The sequence below is a fragment of the Mesonia oceanica genome (genome assembly GCF_902499555.1).
In the GTDB taxonomy this organism is placed as follows: domain Bacteria; phylum Bacteroidota; class Bacteroidia; order Flavobacteriales; family Flavobacteriaceae; genus Mesonia; species Mesonia oceanica.
On sequence record NZ_CABVMM010000006.1, the window covers coordinates 184,561 to 201,808 of the forward strand.

The following is a 17,248-nucleotide window of genomic DNA, read 5'->3' on the forward strand; positions in this document are numbered from 1 at the left end:
TACTTACTTTTTACGATTACTTTTCTAATTGAATTAAAAATTCTTTGACGATTTTCATGTCATCAAAATCTGATCTTACTCCATTGATTTCCTGATAAGTTTCATGTCCTTTTCCGGCAATCAAAACAATATCACTAGCTTTCGCCATTACACAAGCAGTTTTAATAGCTTGCTTACGATTGGTTACGGCAATTACCTTTTTTACATTTTGTGGTTCTACCCCAGCCTCAACATCCTCTATAATTTTATCGGGATCTTCAGTTCTTGGGTTATCACTGGTAAACACCACTTTGGTACTTAACTCTGAAGCGATTTTTCCCATTTTAGGACGCTTGGTAGTATCACGATCTCCGCCACACCCAACAACGGTAATCAAATCTTCGTTTTTAGTTCTAATGGAATTGATGGTTTCCAGAACATTTTTTAAAGCATCTGGTGTATGCGCATAATCAACAATAGCCGTTATTTTGCCATCAGAAATATAGTATTGAAACCTTCCGCTTACAGCAGTTAGGCTACTAATCAACTGCAGGTTTTCCAATTCATTAAGTCCCAATAAATCTGCAGTTCCATAGATGGCCGCCAAATTATAGGCATTAAAGTTCCCTACGAGTTTGCTCCAAATTTCATTTCCATTTAATTTCAGCAATAAACCGCCAAAACTATTCTCAAGAATCTGGGCTTTATAATCGGCCATGGTTTTTAAACCATAAGTATATTTTTTCGCTTTGGTATTTTGAAGCATGATCGCTCCGTTTTTATCATCGGCATTGGTCAAAGCGAATGCACTTTTCGGCAGTTCATCAAAAAAGCGTTTTTTCACATCTCTGTATTCGGCAAAGGTCTTGTGGTAATCTAAATGATCGTGTGAGAGATTGGTGAATATTCCTCCGGTGAACGTTAATCCGCTAGTGCGATGCTGATCGATTCCGTGAGAACTTACTTCCATAAAACAAAATTCCACTCCGGCCTCACTCATTTCAGCCAAATATTTATTGATGGTAATCGAATCGGGTGTGGTAAGTTTTGTTTCGTAATCTTTTTCGCCAACTTTAATAACCACGGTTGAAATTAACCCAACTTGGTAACCGGCTTTACTAAATAATTGATGCAATAAAGTGCTAACGGTGGTCTTTCCGTTGGTTCCGGTGACACCGACCAATTTTAAGTTTCCTGAAGGATTCCCGTAGTAATTACTAGCCATTAAAGCCAGCGCCATTTTGGTATCTTTTACTTTTACGTAAGTGATGCCGCCTATTTTATTTTCTGGCAATTCTTCACAAACAATTACCAAAGCTCCTTGCTTTTCAGCTTGCTGAATATATTCATGACCATCTGAAACTGCTCCGCGAATAGCAATAAAAACATCATTCAAAGTTACCTTTCGGGAATCGAAATGAAGTTCTCCTACAGCTACGGAAGTCCCTCCTATCACTGTTTCAATAGCCACTTTGTAGAGTATGTCTTTTAACTGTATCAAATGGAAGAAATTAAGATGGTTTGATTTTGTTTAATTTTTTGTCCTTTCTGAATGCTTTGTTTTTTTATTTTCCCAGCGCCGTTTAATTCTACGTGCAGGCCTAAGTTTTCCAATAAAGCCACAGCATCCATTGCCGGTAATCCTTTTACATCAGGCATTATGGTTTTATACTTTTGAGCGACGGCAAAATATTTTTCAAAATCCTGATCAACTTCAGGGTTGGTGTTTTCCAAATCTTTTACTTCATCTACTTTTGGAGTATCGGTATAAATTTTTCTGGCAATGGTTTTAAAAACCGGAGCGGCTACAATATTCCCGTAGTAACCGATGCTTCGATCAGGCCGGCTAATCACTACTATACACGAATATTTAGGATTATCTGCCGGAAAATATCCTGCAAAAGAAGCGATGTATTCTGAACCGCTTTTCCCACTACCATAACCGGTTAAACATGTTCCTGTTTTACCCGCCATAGAAAAATTTTCTGTATAAATATTAGTAGCTGTTCCACGCTTTACCGTGTTTTTCATCATTTCCCTTACTTTGGCCGCTGTTTCTTTGGAACAAACTGAATTTTGCACCACAGGCTCGTTATAGTCATGAATAATCCGATCTCGGTTTCGTACTTCTTTAATTAAACGTGGTTTAATCATCAACCCGTCATTAGCAATGGCATTGTAAAATGCCAAGGTTTGTAAAGGCGTGATGGCTACTCCATAGCCAAATGACATCCATGGCAACGTGGTTCCGTACCAATTGCTATCATCGGGATGTGGAATTTTAGGTGTTCCTTCTCCTTTTATGGCTAAGCCTATTTTTTTATTCAATCCCATATAATCCAAGCGATCTACAAAAGCTTCCGGATTGTCTTTATAGCCTTGATAAATAAATTTTGAAAAGGCTGTGTTTGAAGAAACTTCAAAAGCGCGAGCGACAGAAATTTCACCAAATCCACCTCTATGAGAATCACGAACAATACGGTCGTAATATTTCACTGTTCCGTCTTCCGTATCGACCAAGTCGGTCGTATCAACCACTTTATCTTCTAAAGCGGCGACCATCGCCATTAGCTTGAAAGTACTTCCAGGCTCATGGGATTCCCAAACGGCATAATTTCTTTTTTCGTAATATTTCCCTTCGTCGGTGCGGCCTAAATTAGCCATGGCTTTAATCTCCCCGGTTTTGGTTTCCATTACCACTACAGTTCCGTGATCGGCTTGAAAACGTTCTAATTGAGAAAGCAAGGCATGATGAGCGATATCTTGAATATTAATATCAATGGTAGAAACGACATCTAAACCATCTTGAGGTTCTTTTTCATTGGCGTCATTGATGGGTTTCCATTGCCCTTGTGCAATTTTTTGCTTTAATCGATGTCCGTCTTTCCCTTGAAGGTATTCATTATAAGCTCCTTCCAATCCGGCTTGACCATGACCTACCGTACGTTCACCTATTTTACCAAGTGGTCTTTCGCGAACGGTCCGCTGTTCTGCAATAAACCCACCTTTGTAAGCTCCTAAACGGAACATAGGGAAGTTTTTAATTTTTACATATTGCGTATAGCTAACTCCACGCGCAATTAAAAAATATCGGTTTTTATTAGCCCGTGCTCTTCTGATGGTATTGATGTAATACGATTCCGGCTTCCCAAACATTTTAGAAAGTTCAGTTGCCAAAGGCTTTAAGTTTTTGTCGAAATTTTCTTGAGAAACGGTTAAAGCATCCAAACGGATATCGTATTCAGGAACTGAAGTTGCCAACAGACTTCCATTGGTATCGTATAAATTTCCGCGATTAGCTGGAATGGTGAAATTTTTAAAAACTCTTTTCTCTGAAAGCTCTTTGTATTTTTCTCCTTCGGCAACCTGAATATTCACCAACTTAAACGCAATAACGAAAGCAAACAAAAAGGTTGCTCCGGCAATCGCATAAAGTCTGTATAATATGTTCTTCTCGGTTGTCAAAAATTATTTCTTTTTACTGTTTACAACTACAATTTTTTGTGGTGGGTTTTTAGAGGTCCCCAAGCCTAAACCTTCTACTTTCTTCAAAATGGTCGATTCCATTTTTAATTGCATCAAACTTTTTTCAAGGTCTACATGTTCACTTCGCAACTCCCTTACCTCCTTATTCAATCTTGCAATCTCATGCACTTTTCGTTCAGCACTGTGCGAACAGGCAATCATCACGATGGCCAAAGCGGTACAAAACAAAATGAAGCTCCAATTTTTAAGCGCATCGTCACTTATTAAAAATTTTCCTTTAAGAAAATCGTAGATTCTTCCTTTCATCTTAAATACGTTCTCCTATTCTTAATTTTGCACTTCTCGCTCTATTATTCTCTTCAATTTCTTTTTTTGAAGGAGTAATTAATTTTCCAACTTTTTTAAACGGAACCTCTACTCTGCCAAAAACATCTTTTTCAGGTTCGCCTTCAAAAAGCCCATTTCTTATATATCTTTTCACCAAACGATCTTCTAGTGAATGGTAAGAAATTAAACTGATTCGCCCACCGGGCTCCAAGACTTCCTCGGTTTGCTGCAAAAATTCTTTCAGCACCTGAATTTCTTGATTTACTTCAATTCGAATCGCTTGATAGATCTGCGCTAAAATTTTAAACTCCTTTCCTTTAAAAAGAAACGGGGTCAATAATTCTTTTAAATGATCTCCGGTTTCAATAGGATTTTCAGCACGTTCCTGAACAATTAACCTTGCCAGTTTAGGCGCATTTTTCAATTCCCCATATTGACAAAAAACCGAGCGCAAATCGGCTTCGGCATATTCATTAACCACTTCATAAGCACTGATTTTATCCCGCTGATTCATCCGCATATCTAACCTAGAATCAAATCTTGTGGAAAAACCACGTTCAGCAACATCAAATTGATGGGAAGAAACTCCAAAATCCCCTAAAACCCCATCTACTTTTTTGCAACCGTAAAACCTTAGAAATTGCTTTAGGTAACGGAAGTTTTCAGGAATAAGCGTAAAGCGCTTATCATCAATTACGTTTTGCTTGGCATCAGGATCCTGATCAAAAGCCAACAATTTCCCACTTTCTCCCAACCGGCTCAAAATTTCACGGGAATGACCGCCACCGCCAAAGGTGACATCCACATAAACGCCATCAGGCTTAATATTTAAGCCATCAACTGTTTCTTTTAATAAGACCGGGTTATGATATTCCAAGTTCGTCATCGCTATCTCCCATTACTTCTTCAGCTAAATCTGCAAAATCATCGGTTGCATCTTCAATAGCTGCTTCGTATTTTGTTTTATCCCATATTTCTACAATATTGATTGCAGAAGAAAGCACTATCTCTTTTTGAAGTCCGGCAAAATTGAGTAGATCTTTCGGCACCAAAAGCCTTCCATTAGCATCAACTTCTACCATTTTTACTCCAGCGGTAAACCTTCTGATAAAGTCGTTGTTTTTCTTTTTAAAGCGGTTAAGCGAGTTCACTTTCTGCATTAAAGCATTCCACTCACTCATCGGATACATTTCGATACATGGCTGAAAAACAGCACGCTTCAACACAAAACCCTCTTCTAACATAGGCAGAAGTTGCGATTTGAGTTTTGAAGGCACCATTAATCGACCTTTCGCATCGATTTTACATTCGTATGATCCTATTAAATTTACCACCTCAAGAATTCTTAGTTCAAATATATTGAAATTTTTACCACTTTTTACCACAATTTACCACATTGTTAATAAGTTTTAGGCTTCCATTCATCCCTACAAAGCCCAAAGCCTTATTACTACTGATAATTAAGCTTTTACAAAAAGTGGGGAATTTACCAAAGATCAGCTACTGAATAAACTGAAAATCACCTAACTAAAATGAAGTTGAAACTCAAATAAAGATTAATGACTCATACTTAAACAATAATCTATATATTTGCTTTTGCTAAACGCAATTCTTATTGATGAAAGAAGAAATTAAATCTGAAGGAAAATTTAGTTATGTAGAAAAAGGAGAAGGTACTCCAATAATTATCCTGCATGGTTTAATGGGAGGTTTAAGTAATTTTGATGGTGTTGCTAACTTTTTTCCTGAAAATGGATACAAAGTGGTAATCCCAGAATTGCCACTATATACCATGCCTTTATTAAAAACCAGTGTTTCTAATTTTGCTAAATACATAGGAGAGTTTATAGAGTTTAAAAATTACAAAGAAGTAATTTTACTGGGCAACTCTTTAGGAGGCCATATTGCCTTGCTCACCACCAAACTCTACCCTAAGAAAATGAAAGGATTGGTAATTACCGGAAGTTCCGGTCTTTACGAAAGTGCGATGGGGGAAAGCTACCCTAAGCGTGGCGATTACGATTACATCAAACAAAAAGCAGAAAATGTTTTTTATGATCCTGCAGTAGCTACGAAAGAAATTGTAGATGATGTTTACGCTACGGTTAATAACCGGAATAAATTGGTAAAAACCTTAGCTATTGCTAAAAGTGCAATCAGGCACAATATGGCGAAAGATTTACCAAAAATGCAAACCCCGACCTGCATTATTTGGGGAAAACAAGATAATGTAACTCCTCCTGAAGTGGCGGAAGATTTCAATAAACTTTTACCTAATTCTGATTTATATTGGATTGATAAATGTGGACATGCAGCGATGATGGAACATCCTGATGAGTTTAACAAGTTACTCCACGAATGGCTAAAAGAAAAAGAACTTTAAGCTGATGATCATCAAATCTGCCAATTTTATAGTTAGTAATAGTGACGCAAAAAAATGCCCGGACAGTCACTTACCGGAATATGCTTTTATAGGCAGAAGTAATGTTGGAAAATCTTCGCTTATCAACATGCTTACAAAGCGAAAAAGCTTGGCAAAAACTTCGGGAAGACCAGGAAAGACCCAGCTCATCAATCATTTTTTAATTAATGAAGAATGGCATTTGGTAGATTTACCGGGGTATGGTTATGCCCGAGTAAGTAAAAAAGAAAAAAAGACTTTTCAGAAGTTTATTACCGATTATTTTAAACACCGAAAGCAATTGATTTCTGCTTTCGTGCTTATCGACGTTCGGCACGAACCGCAAAAAATAGATTTAGAATTTATGCAGTGGTTGGGTGAAAATATGATCCCGTTTTCAATTATATTTACAAAAGCCGATAAACTGAAACCGAACGCTATTGAAAGAAACGTTCAACAATATTTAGACAAGTTACTAGAAACTTGGGAGGCTTTACCTCCACATTTTATTACCTCATCTGCTAAAGAAGTGGGAAGGGAAGAGCTTTTAGGTTATATTGAAGAGGTTAATAGTAAACTTTAATTTCCCCCATTTAAGGATGATGAGACCCTGAAACTAGTTCAGGGTGACTTCACGAGAGAAATCTACAATCAATCTTCCTTTTTCAACTCTAATTTATCTGCGAAGTAATCACAGAAATCTTTCATAGTTTCCATCATTTTTTCATCTTCGGTAGCGCGATAAAACGTATTGCTCATCGCCACTAGGGTTTGATGAAAAAACACCTTCATTTCATCTAACGGCATATCTTTGGTCCACAAATCGATACGTAACGTTTCTTGATTTTTGCTATCCCAAAGCGATAATAACATGGCTTTTGCTTCTTCATTATTAACACCACCGTCTTGCGCACTCCAATTTAAATTTTCCGGCACATTATTTTCATCTACTTCTACCTGTATTTTTATCTCAGATTTTTTATTAGCCATTATTCGGGTTTTCTCGGTTTATAATTTGATTGTTTAAAAATTTGTTCGTCGTCTTTTTGCAAAACTTCTTGCAAAGATAAATCAGGATGTTTATCAGCAAACTGTCTTACAATTTGCCATCCTATATATTGCCCCAATTGCGGTGGACTTTCACTATCTAATTGCAATCTAAACTTCGTGAACGGTGCTAAATTAATAAAACGCTTTTGTAAGTTAGCATCGGTATCAAACAAGATTTCATGTTCTATAAAATATCGCCAAATCTGCTCTTCATTGGTTCTTGCCCATTCCATCTCATCTGCTGTATAGCCTATTTTTTCAGCATCGCTATATCCTGGAATCAATTTATCTTTAAAGTATAAAATCTTTCCGTAGTAAATCATGGAAGCTAGCAAGGTTCTTGATTTGGGCTGCGGAATGTATTGCTCTCCATATGCAAAAGCAATATCCGGAACTAGCTGCTCTTTCCTAAAATTCTTTTTCAAATATTGCTGAAGCCCTACATAAAATTTATGCTCTTTTCCCAAATAAGTATCTAATGAAATTAGGAGAACACTATCGGCAGCAATGACTTTATTTTTATAATCTACTTCTGAAGTAACCGTAATAACTTCTGGAGTTTCAAACTTGTTAGGAAAATAATATTTTAAATGCTGAAATAAATGTTCTATATCCTGAGTCTCTTCCTCCAAACCAAGAAAGGCTTTAGCTACTTCCCGATCCATTTCTTGCTGAATGGTATCTTTCATCATATTCAACCAAATAGAATCAGGATAAGATTTAGGAAATAACAATGGATAGTTTTCCTTTAGTGTGGGTAAATCTTCAGGAGAAGCTTCCGCAAAAACCTGATCAAAACGATCTACTTTCACTTCAACAGGAATTTTTGAGATTTCTTGTTCTACTTTATTTTCATCTTCACAACTCGTTAAAACAATGATGGAAAAAAGTAAAAAGAGAAAATTTTTAAGCATAGGTTTCGATTTGTTCTTATGATGTCTTTAACGCCCTTAAAAGTTTATAATTATCCTGAAAAGCTTATTTTTGTTGCAAAGGTAATTTATAAACTTAAAACATTTACCCATGCAAACCCAAAAAGTAACCCACCACATTGTAAAATGGCTAAAAGATTATGCAACCCAAAGCAACATGAATGGCTTTGTGATTGGGGTTAGTGGCGGAATTGATTCTGCGGTTACTTCTACGCTTTGTACAGAGACAGGCTTGCGGGTAATGTGTTTAGAAATGCCTATTCATCAAGCAGAAAACCAAGTAAATCGTGCTGTGAGACATATTGAATGGCTACAGAAAAACTACGAAAATATTGAACTGCAACAGGTGAACCTCACTCCTGTTTTTGACAGTTTAGTCGACTCCTTACCCAGCGTTGAAAAAGAAGAAGATAGGTTTATGTCTTTGGCAAATACCCGTGCGCGGTTACGAATGACTTCGCTTTATTATTTTGCCGCTTTAGAAAAATTATTAGTAGCAGGAACCGGAAATAAAGTAGAGGATTTCGGGGTTGGTTTTTATACAAAATATGGTGATGGCGGGGTTGATTTGAGTCCGATTGCTGATTTATTAAAAACGGAAGTTTACGAAATTGCTGAACATTTAGGGATAAATCAAGAAATTCTAGACGCACAGCCTACCGATGGACTTTGGGGTGACGACCGTACGGATGAAGACCAAATTGGGGCTTCTTACCCAGAATTGGAATGGGCGATGCATATGGACGAGTTAGGAAAAACAGCAGATAATTTTTCCGGTAGAAAAGCAGAAGTTTTTAATATTTACAAAAGCTTCAATAAAGCGAATCAGCATAAAATGAAACCGATACCGGTTTGTGAGATTCCACTAAATTTAAAGAAGTAATTGATGCTGTTTCTAACACTTCGACTCCGCTCTGTGTAACAAAAATGCATTTATTTTAAAATTATAAGTTGTAAAGCTGTATGGGATTCTGTGTCAAGCCTGCCTCGCCGGCTGGCAGGTCCGGAATGACGCAACGCAAAAATTTTCTAGCGAATCGTAAGTACTGCTCTAATTTTATCGCCAATGCTTCTGTAGAGATCTTTGTATTGCATGATTTCTTCGATGATTTCACGGTGGTGTTCTCCTATATTTTCTTTGGTTACCCCCAACAATTCTTCAATCTTTTCATAAATCAACAAATGGCGCAATCGTAAAATAGCATCATCTACTTGTTCTGGTTTTAATTGATCTAAGTTAGCCACAAAAATATCTTGTGTAGACCAACGGGAAAGGGAGTATTTTTCGTATTCAATTAAGATATCGACAAACTTTGGCACAATATCTTTTTCTAACTTATTCATGAATTTATCCACCTCCAACGAATCTTTATTGAGCAGCTCATTGATTAATTCATTATACAGGTATTTAAATTCTGTATCAGTAAAAGAAATTTCATCTTCCTGAAGATCTAAATAAATCTTCTCATAGACTTTTCTTTCTTTGGTTTCCGATTTTAAAATTAGTTCTGATTCTTCATTTTCTTCCAAGTAAAATTCTTCAAAGCCGGCTTTTTCATTCCCAAAGTGAATTAACAAACTAATAATATAGCGCTCAATTTCATACTTTTGATTGACTTTTGGCACCGGTTTTTGTTCATTTTTCACCGCTTGCATGGTTTTTTGTTGCGGAGCTGAACCTCTGGAATTTTCCCGGTCTTTTTTAGACATTAACTGCGCCAAGGAACTGTACAACACTTCTTCTGAAACATCCATGATGCGGGTACATTCTTTCAGGTAAATTTCCTGCTGAATGCGGTCCGGTATCTTGGAAATACTATTGACCATATCCCGAATAACTTCTGCTTTTTTAATTGGGTCGCCTTGCGCTTGATTGACCAAAAGGGAAGCTTTAAAGCTGATAAAATCTTTTGAATTTTGCTGAAGAAACTCCTGGATATCTTCTTGGGTATTTGCTTTGGCAAAACTATCGGGATCTTCCCCTTCTGGGAAAGCACAAACTTTCACGTTCATGCCCTGTTCCAAAATTAAATCTACCCCTCGTAAGGAAGCGCGAAGCCCGGCGGCATCTCCATCAAAAAGTACGGTAATATTTTTGGTGAGTCGATTGATAAGTCGAATTTGTTCTGGAGTTAAGGCCGTACCAGAAGAAGCCACCACATTTTCAATTCCCGCTTGATGCATTTGAATAACATCGGTATAACCTTCTACCAAATAACAATTATCTTCTTTGGCAATACTTTGTTTAGCATAATAAATCCCGTAAAGCACTTTACTTTTATGGTAAATATCACTTTCCGGAGAATTTAAATATTTCGCAGCTTTTTTGTCATTATTCAGAATTCGGCCTCCAAAACCAAGCGTTCGTCCCGACATGGAATGAATAGGAAACATCACCCGTCCTTTGAATCGGTCAAATTTTTTGGTTGCTGAACCCGCTGCTTTGTCACCTTTAACGATGGTAAGTCCGGTTTTTTCTAAAAACTCTAATTGATATCCTTTTTTTAAAGCCTCTTCGGTAAAAGCATCCCAAACGTCTGGGGAATATCCCAAATCGAATTTCTCGATGGTTTCCATGCTAAAGCCACGCTCCTTAAAGTAACTTAAACCTATGGCTTTTCCTTGTTCAGTTTTTAAAAGTTTTTTGTGAAAAAATTCATTTGCGAATTCTGAAACCAGAAACATACTTTCACGCTCATCGGCTTGTTGTTTTTGCTCATCAGTTTGCTCGGTTTCTTCAATTTCTATCCCATATTTTTTAGCCAGGTATTTAATGGCTTCGGGATAATTAAAGTGTTCGTGTTCCATTAAAAATGCGACCGCATTTCCGCCTTTACCACTACTAAAGTCCTTCCAGATTTGTTTTACGGGCGAAACCATAAAACTTGGGGTACGTTCATCGGTAAACGGACTTAAACCTTTATAATTGGTACCTGATTTTTTTAACTGTACAAAATCGCCAATAACCTCTTCTACACGAGCGGCATCGAATACTTGATCTATGGTCGATTTTTTTATCATTTCAGCTTAAATTCTTGGAAAGTTTCAATTTGCAAAAGTACTAAAATAAAAAAGGATATGAATTAGCTCATATCCTTTTCAACATTTAAAATAAACTCATTAAAAGGAACAATTTTACAGAGAAACTCTAACTCCCAATGAAACATTATGTTGCTCTACTGGATTGTCTTTAAACAAAGTGTTTAAATCGTATTTTGCATATAGCATCCAATCGCCGTAACCAATATATCCACTAAGTCCGTAGATAAACTTTTCTACATTGTAATCTTCTTTTATTTTCTCTTTTTTATTTTCTCCGTTCTCTTCATACTTTAATTTTTGCTTCGCTCCTAAATTTAAACCTGCATAAGCTCCTAAACCAACTTTAAAATGATCTAGATTATAATAAGCCGATTCTGAATTGTATTGCGTCGTAGCTTTTCCAAATTCAAAATGAACAGGTAAAACAAGGTTATAAACATTTAGTTTAGCTTTATCTAATTGATAGGGATACTCTTCTAAAATGGTTTGATCTTCATCTTCTACAAAATACCTATTGTCTTTGGCTTTTATTCCATTCATTTGCACACTGAAACCATAATTAAATCTAATAGAACCCGCTTTATTCAATATCGTTTGCCAACCATATCCTATTTCAAAAAAACGGCTACCTCCCAATTCATAAGGCGAATCACTTAAGGAAACATCATCTATTAACGAGTGATTCAGTCCAAAAGCAACTAAAACTTCACTACGAGTTCTATCGGGTATAGAATCATAATCTTTTCTCACATCATTTTTCTTATCATACCTTAAAAACTCTAAAGAAGTATAATACTCGTCTATTTCTTGTGTTTCTTCTCCATCTTCACCTTCCACATCTTTGGCATTTCGTTGTAATAGTGCGATGTTTTCATCAATAATATTCATTTGATTTTGAATATTAAGGGCTCGCTTTTCAGCTGCTTCCCTTTTTAAAACTGCTGCTTCTGTGGCCGTAATTTCATTATCTTCTAAACGTTCGTTAATAGCTTCAACTTCTTCCCGGAGTTTGTCTTTCTCTAATTTTTCAATCTTATTTTTTTGTTTTTGAAGTTCTTCAATTTTTAATTCAATATTATTTTTTGACGTTATTTGAATAACCTGAGCTTGAAGTTGATAGCCCATGACTGTCACTAAAAATAAACTTACACTAATGATAATTGTTTTCATAATTTTTTAATGTTAAGCACTTCGCTCCTACCCTTCCCTATCGGAAGGGAAGAAACGTTGTGGATTGATGAATGATTATTTAAATTGATTGATTTATTCGATAACAGTAGATTTCACCTGATGGAAGCCATTTTCGAGCGCCAACCAGACCTTTTCTTTAAAGCTTTGTTTATCTTCTACCTCAATATGCTCCAGTAAATCTTCAGCATTGACGAGATTGTAAGGATTTTCAAAATTCCTTAGTTTGGCTTTTTCTTGTGCTCTTTCAAGTAATTGTTCTACTTCGGCATCAAGGGCTTGAGTTTCTAAAGTTGCCAATTGCCTATCTTCTACTTCCAATGGAACTGTTTTTTCTATGTCTTCTGTTAGCTGAAGTTCTTCAGAAACCAATACTTCTTTTTTAATTTGGAACTCGTTTTCTTTCTTTTCAGTAATTTTTACTGGAGAAGCTTTTACATTTTCAGCGATCAAGTTTTCCTTTTCTTTTTCCTCTTGGGTTGCACTGGAATTATCTTTAAGCTGAACTTTAGTTTCTGTTAATTGAGTAGACTCGACTTCCATTTTTTCATCTTTCATAATGGTATTTGATCCTCTTGAATCATGTTGCTCTACCTTCTTTATTTCTTCTGAAGAATTACCGTTAACCACTTTTGGTGTTACTTTTACATATGAATCATTAAACACCAAGGAGGTTAATAAGATACCGGCTAAAAAACTTGCGGCAATCCCAAGCCACCAGTATTTTTTGGTAGATTTGGTTTCTTTGTCATCCAATTGAGCATTCAATTTATCCCAAGAATTTAAAGAGGGATTGATTTCTCTTCGCTCTAATTGTTCTCTTATTTTTTTATCAAAATTATTCTCCTGCATAACCATTTTTTAAAGTAGGTTTCACTTTTTCCTGTAACAACTTTCTAGCTTTTGAAAGTTGCGATTTAGAAGTGCCTTCAGAAATATTCAACATTTTTGCAATTTCCTGATGCTTATAACCTTCTACTGCGTAAAGCATAAAAACTGCTTTATAACCTTCGGGCAATTCATCTATTTTTTGCTGAAGAAAATCTACTTCTTCGTTAGACTGAAAAGTATTCGAGCTAGAAGCATTTATTTCTTTTTCTATTTCTTCAGAAAAGTTCATTTGTTTCTGAACCCTTAAAAAATCGATTGCTTCCCTGACCATAATTTTTCTTATCCAGCCTTCAAAACTCCCTTCACTTCGAAAATTAGAAAGGTTATTAAAAACTTTAAAAAATCCTTTCAGCATCACATCTTCTGCAAAATGAAGATCTTTTACGTACATCCTACAAACACTCAACATTTTAGGTGAATAGGTTTCATAAAGACTTTGCTGCGCCTTCCTATCTTTTTTAAGCGCTTTCTTAATAAGTCTTTTTTCGTTGTTATGTAATTGAATTACTTTCACCCGTTTTGTTTAGAGCTTCTATTTACATAGACGAAGGTAAACTAAAAATGGTTGCCTGAAGAAAATATTTTTTTGAAATAATCTCACTAAATACTGATAAACAGATATTTATAAAACCAAAAAATATTCATCATAGGGATCATTATATTTTTTTTATTCTGGACCACACCCGCAATTATCTTACTACATAGAAAACAAAATCTTGAAGATGCGCCCCTAAATCAAGCCCGCCTGCCGAACGGTCGGGTTCAGGGTGACGATACAATTTATGATGAACACGTTTAGAAAATATTAGCAGAAAGAAATTCTGAAATAATAAAAGTTAGCTTGAAATGAATTGGAAGATTAAAAAAACATTTTCTAAAACAAGTTCTCGACTCTGCCTGCCTACCGGCTATGCAAGCTCGAACAGACAAAACTTATTTTTTACGGTCGATCACGTAATTCATCATTAATTCTAAAGATTGTTTGTAGGGAGAATCGGGATAAGATTTTAATTTATGAAAAGCTTCTTGTTGAAACTCCTTCATTTTTGCTACCGCATATTCCAGTCCACCACTATTTTTCACAAACTGAATCACTTCTTTTACCCGTTTGCTATCTTTATTGTGATTTTTCACCGAATTAATCAGCCATCTTCGGTCTTTTTCGGAAGCATGATTAAGTGTATAAATTAAAGGAAGGGTCATTTTCTGTTCCTTAATGTCTATTCCCGTAGGTTTTCCTATTTTTTCTTCGCCATAATCAAATAAATCATCTTTTATCTGAAAGGCCATTCCTATTAACTCTCCAAACTTTCGCATGCGTTCCACATGTTTTGAGTCCGGTTTTACGGAAGCTGCCCCTAAACTACAACATGCGGCAATTAAGGTAGCGGTTTTTTGACGGATAATATCGTAATAGATTTCTTCGGTAATATCCAGTTTCCGGGCTTTTTCTATTTGAAGCAATTCGCCTTCACTCATTTCACGTACCGCTACGGAAATGATTTTCAGCAAATCAAAATCATTATTATCGATGGAAAGCAAAAGTCCTTTAGAAAGTAGGTAATCGCCTACAAGTACAGCAATCTTATTTTTCCACAGGGCATTAATCGAGAAAAAACCACGCCGACGATTAGAATCGTCTACTACATCGTCATGAACCAGCGTCGCGGTATGAATTAATTCGATCACCGAAGCACCACGATACGTACGATCGTTCACTTCTCCTCCGGAAACCATTTTAGAAACCAAAAACACAAACATAGGCCGCATTTGTTTTCCTTTGCGGTTCACTACATAATGGGTAATCCTATTAAGTAAGGCTACTTTGGAAGACATCGAAAGCCGGAACTTTTTTTCAAAAAGTTCCATTTCGAAATTAATAGGGGCTTTTATTTGCGCTATGGGTTTCACTTAGGTTGCAAATATAGTATTTCGAGTGGTATATTATTAAAATTGAAAACTGAAATTGCGCTTATAAATGAATGATTCTTCAGTTCGGGTGATTTTGTGAAGTGGAACGAAGCAGAATTATAGCGAGAACTTAATGTTTCTTCAAGTCTATTCTCGATATATTTTCTTTACTGGCCTGCCTGCCGGCAGGCAGTCATTTTGGATCATGGTATGAATTTTCAAGGAAAATTCATACCGAAATGCTACCAAAATGGAAACTTCGATACAAAATCTTTTGCAAAGATTTCACTCAGTCTCCACCCTTCCGACTTATTTCACTTTGCTACATAAGTCACCTTCCCTTACCAGGGAAGGAGCTTCTTACTTTTTGCAAAAATTAAAATTCCATAAAAAAACCTGTAGTACAAAATGACACTACAGGCTTCAAGAATTATCAAAAAACTTAACTTATTTTACAATCATCTTTTTACTGATGATTTCTTGATTACCACTTACTAAACTATATAGGTACATTCCTGCTCCAAATTCATCGGCAGTGATTTCAATTTTACCTTCTTGTTCCCTTAATTGATATTCCTTTAAGAAATTCCCGGTCATATCAAAAATCATAATAGAAGCTGATTTTGCGCCTTCGGGTAAACGATATTCGATCACCGATCTTCCCTCAAAAGGATTAGGGTAGTTTTGTGCTAAATAGTAAGATTCTTTCATCAGCAAGGCTTTATCTTCGGTACTTAAACTGCTGGTTTCGTTAAACACTAGGGTTTGCCCTTTTTGGTTTAACTCTCCTTTTAAAAACTCTACTTCTTCAGAAAGTTCTTTAACCGATTGTACCAGCAACGGGATTAAATCTTGGTAACGTACCGATTTAAATTCATACTCTCCGGTAATATTCCCTTCTTTATCAAAAACTGGTTTTTTAATGTCTCTCACCAATTCTGGGAAAACTTCTTCCAGTTCTTGTGCTAATAACCCATGTTGTAAACCGGAAGGAAGCGTCACATTTTTATTTTCTTTAAAGGTATAACGTACAGGATTTAACTTTCTCATGCTCTCCAAGACTTCATAATCCTCTTCCGATTCTATATTTTCTTTTAATTTGCGGTCAGAACCGTAAAATAAATTACCGGTAACTTCTACATCCCCTTCAAAAAAACCAGCGTAATCGTTAGAGGCACTTGTGCCTGAGGATTGTCCATAAATAGAGTAACTAGTGGTTGAATTTTCGGCAAACCCACTTACACCAATAGCCGTAGCACCTCCACCAGTAGCTCTTCCTAAAACACCTGTAAAATTAGCAGTCGACCCTACCTGACTTAAGCCTCCTGCTTGAGCCTGAAAATTACCACCATAATAAATACGTCGTCTGAAATTAGAATTTGATAACTGTCCATAAGTATTAACTCTCAAACCTGAAGTTCTACCACCAGCAGAACTAGATGAACCATTTTCAACAAGAACTTTTTCTGGACTTAAAATAGTAGGGAATAAAGAACTTGAAGAAATAGGGGTATTATTAAAAACCGTAGATCCATCACTTTTCATGGTAACCATAACATTAGAATCAGTAGAGGTAAAACTATTCGCAACACGGAACTCTAAATTACTTGATCCATTTCTTATCCATTGAATACGAGGGTTGTTGTTACTTACATCGTTATAGCCTAAGGTAAAGGCTTTATCACCGTTTTGCAAGCGTAAACCAAACACGGTTTGAGAGCCGGTATTTAAACGGCCTAACGACCACCAACGATCATTAGCAGTAAAACCAAAACCACCTTGATCTAATTGCGTCACAATCCCGGGACGAAAGCGAAAAGCTTCCCCCGTAGTAGAAGGAGGACTAGAAATAGAGGTGGAAACAGGCCCATTAGATTGATTGTTTTGGGCTATCCCATAAAGCCCCATCAACAACACACTGAAAAGAAGAGTAATTTTTTTCATAATTATTATTTTTAATTAAAATTATATTATAAACTTAAATAAAATAGTATATAACTTTACATAATTTACAATAATTTAACTTAAAATTAATTAAAAT

Annotated in this window: 16 protein-coding genes; 3 read left to right on the forward strand and 13 right to left on the reverse strand. The window is 36.1% G+C overall.

Annotation, left to right across the window (positions count from 1 at the left end; genetic code table 11):
* Positions 1 to 16: 16 nt before the first annotated feature.
* Genes FVB9532_RS08980 through mraZ form a run of 5 tightly spaced genes read right to left on the reverse strand, consistent with a single transcriptional unit; the run spans position 17 to position 5,126 of the window.
* Positions 17 to 1,480 carry a UDP-N-acetylmuramoyl-L-alanyl-D-glutamate--2,6-diaminopimelate ligase gene (locus FVB9532_RS08980; RefSeq protein ID WP_150544872.1) on the reverse strand — a complete coding sequence of 488 codons (1,464 nt, stop codon included), beginning with the start codon at positions 1,478 to 1,480 and terminating at the stop codon, positions 17 to 19.
* Positions 1,477 to 3,444, reverse strand: a complete 1,968-nt coding sequence (locus FVB9532_RS08985; protein ID WP_150544873.1) for a PASTA domain-containing penicillin-binding protein — start codon at positions 3,442 to 3,444, stop codon at positions 1,477 to 1,479. The genes FVB9532_RS08980 and FVB9532_RS08985 overlap by 4 nt, the downstream gene beginning before the upstream one ends.
* A 3-nt stretch (positions 3,445 to 3,447) precedes the next feature.
* Positions 3,448 to 3,771, reverse strand: coding sequence for an FtsL-like putative cell division protein (locus tag FVB9532_RS08990; protein ID WP_150544874.1), 324 nt, complete (start codon positions 3,769 to 3,771; stop codon positions 3,448 to 3,450).
* Between the two features lies 1 nt (position 3,772).
* On the reverse strand, positions 3,773 to 4,669 hold the full coding sequence (gene rsmH, locus FVB9532_RS08995) for a 16S rRNA (cytosine(1402)-N(4))-methyltransferase RsmH (RefSeq protein ID WP_150544936.1): 897 nt from the start codon (positions 4,667 to 4,669) through the stop codon (positions 3,773 to 3,775).
* On the reverse strand, positions 4,656 to 5,126 hold the full coding sequence (gene mraZ, locus FVB9532_RS09000; RefSeq protein ID WP_150544875.1) for a division/cell wall cluster transcriptional repressor MraZ: 471 nt from the start codon (positions 5,124 to 5,126) through the stop codon (positions 4,656 to 4,658). Before mraZ ends, rsmH begins: the two co-directional genes overlap by 14 nt.
* Before the next feature lie 284 nt (positions 5,127 to 5,410).
* Between mraZ and FVB9532_RS09005 the strand changes: the two genes are divergently transcribed.
* Both FVB9532_RS09005 and yihA read left to right on the forward strand, forming a co-directional pair.
* Entirely contained in the window at positions 5,411 to 6,175 is a 765-nt protein-coding gene (locus FVB9532_RS09005; protein WP_150544876.1) for an alpha/beta fold hydrolase, read from the forward strand.
* 4 nt (positions 6,176 to 6,179) lie between these two features.
* On the forward strand, positions 6,180 to 6,776 hold the full coding sequence (yihA, locus tag FVB9532_RS09010) for a ribosome biogenesis GTP-binding protein YihA/YsxC (RefSeq protein WP_150544877.1): 597 nt from the start codon (positions 6,180 to 6,182) through the stop codon (positions 6,774 to 6,776).
* A gap of 68 nt (positions 6,777 to 6,844) precedes the next feature.
* On the opposite strand, the gene gldC is transcribed toward yihA, so the two are convergent.
* Positions 6,845 to 7,183, reverse strand: coding sequence for a gliding motility protein GldC (gene gldC, locus FVB9532_RS09015; protein ID WP_150544878.1), 339 nt, complete (start codon positions 7,181 to 7,183; stop codon positions 6,845 to 6,847).
* The gene (gldB, locus tag FVB9532_RS09020; protein ID WP_150544879.1) at positions 7,183 to 8,157 is read right to left on the reverse strand and encodes a gliding motility lipoprotein GldB; all 975 of its coding nucleotides are present in this window, start codon (positions 8,155 to 8,157) and stop codon (positions 7,183 to 7,185) included. The genes gldC and gldB overlap by 1 nt, the downstream gene beginning before the upstream one ends.
* Positions 8,158 to 8,266: 109 nt before the next feature.
* On the opposite strand from gldB, the gene nadE reads away from it, so the two are divergent.
* The gene (gene nadE, locus FVB9532_RS09025; RefSeq protein WP_150544880.1) at positions 8,267 to 9,058 is read left to right on the forward strand and encodes an NAD(+) synthase; all 792 of its coding nucleotides are present in this window, start codon (positions 8,267 to 8,269) and stop codon (positions 9,056 to 9,058) included.
* Between the two features lie 146 nt (positions 9,059 to 9,204).
* On the opposite strand, the gene dnaG is transcribed toward nadE, so the two are convergent.
* The 6 genes from dnaG to FVB9532_RS09055 all read right to left on the reverse strand — a co-directional run bounded on the left by dnaG (position 9,205) and on the right by FVB9532_RS09055 (position 17,151).
* Positions 9,205 to 11,196, reverse strand: coding sequence for a DNA primase (gene dnaG, locus FVB9532_RS09030; RefSeq protein WP_150544881.1), 1,992 nt, complete (start codon positions 11,194 to 11,196; stop codon positions 9,205 to 9,207).
* A 114-nt stretch (positions 11,197 to 11,310) separates the two neighbouring features.
* Positions 11,311 to 12,387, reverse strand: coding sequence for a hypothetical protein (locus tag FVB9532_RS09035; RefSeq protein ID WP_150544882.1), 1,077 nt, complete (start codon positions 12,385 to 12,387; stop codon positions 11,311 to 11,313).
* A 93-nt stretch (positions 12,388 to 12,480) separates the two neighbouring features.
* On the reverse strand, positions 12,481 to 13,257 hold the full coding sequence (locus FVB9532_RS09040; protein WP_150544883.1) for a hypothetical protein: 777 nt from the start codon (positions 13,255 to 13,257) through the stop codon (positions 12,481 to 12,483).
* Positions 13,244 to 13,810 carry an RNA polymerase sigma factor gene (locus FVB9532_RS09045; RefSeq protein WP_150544884.1) on the reverse strand — a complete coding sequence of 189 codons (567 nt, stop codon included), beginning with the start codon at positions 13,808 to 13,810 and terminating at the stop codon, positions 13,244 to 13,246. The genes FVB9532_RS09040 and FVB9532_RS09045 overlap by 14 nt, the downstream gene beginning before the upstream one ends.
* 419 nt (positions 13,811 to 14,229) lie before the next feature.
* Positions 14,230 to 15,207 (reverse strand): polyprenyl synthetase family protein, encoded by a 978-nt coding sequence (locus FVB9532_RS09050; protein ID WP_150544885.1) that lies wholly within the window; start codon positions 15,205 to 15,207, stop codon positions 14,230 to 14,232.
* A 447-nt stretch (positions 15,208 to 15,654) separates the two neighbouring features.
* A complete protein-coding gene (locus FVB9532_RS09055) occupies positions 15,655 to 17,151 on the reverse strand; it encodes a tail fiber domain-containing protein (RefSeq protein WP_150544886.1) in 1,497 nt (498 codons plus the stop codon).
* Between the last annotated feature and the right edge of the window lie 97 nt (positions 17,152 to 17,248).